The sequence below is a fragment of the Caballeronia sp. M23-90 genome, assembly GCF_053574605.1.
The window spans coordinates 1-847 of the sequence record NZ_JBSIPA010000919.1 but is presented as its reverse complement, the minus strand read 5'-3'; the positions used below and the strand labels follow the sequence as shown (position 1 = coordinate 847).

The window sequence follows — 847 nt, the reverse complement described above, 5'->3', positions numbered from 1 at the left end:
TACCACGGGCATCCTGCGCGTGCTGTCCGAGCGCGAACTGCGCGGCGTGATGGCGCACGAACTTGCGCACGTGAAGCATCGGGACATCCTGATTTCGACGGTATCGGCGACCATGGCCGGCGCGATTTCCGCACTTGCCAACTTCGCGATGTTCTTTGGCGGCCGCGATTCGGAAGGACGTCCGTCGAATCCGATCGCGAGTATTGCGGTCGCGATTCTTGCGCCAATCGCCGGCGCGCTGATCCAGATGGCCATATCGCGGGCACGTGAATTCGAAGCCGATCGCGGCGGCGCGCAGATTTCCGGCGATCCTCAGGCGCTGGCGAGCGCGCTCGAGAAGATTCATGCGTATGCGTCGGGCACACCGTTTCCCACGGCCGAGCAACATCCCGCCACTGCGCAGATGATGATCATGAATCCGCTGGCCGGCGGCGGAATCTCCAAACTGTTTTCCACGCACCCGGCCACGGAAGAACGTGTCGCGCGTTTGATGGAAATGGCGCGGACCGGCCGCATGGAGTGACGCGCATCGGGACTTCAGTAGAAACCGATCGGGCTCATTGCGAAAAACTCGGCAATGAGCTCGTTTTTTTCGAGCCGAGAGAACCTCGAGCCTTGTCCGATCGGCCAGCGCTACCGCTCCGATCCCGGGCCGCTTCGCCTCCCGGGCTACAATGCTTCGTTTGCGCGGACCGGCATCGGCCGGCTCGAACGCCTTTGCCTCGACATGACCGAAAAGCCTTCCCGACGCCGCGCCGTATCATCGGCGGATAGCAGCCGGGCGTCCTCCGACGCACGCCTCGCCACGCTTCACCTTGCTCCCGATTCGCTCGCGTTCGCGCTCGAA

The 847-nt window shown here is 63.4% G+C and carries 1 protein-coding gene and 1 pseudogene; both read left to right on the top strand.

Annotated features, from left to right (window positions below; genetic code table 11):
- A partial coding sequence (locus ACRXB1_RS36990) for a M48 family metalloprotease (RefSeq protein WP_449494898.1) occupies positions 1-523 on the top strand: 523 nt, incomplete at its 5' end.
- Between the two features lie 54 nt (positions 524-577).
- Positions 578-847, top strand: a pseudogene (locus ACRXB1_RS36985) (hypothetical protein); the annotation flags it as partial.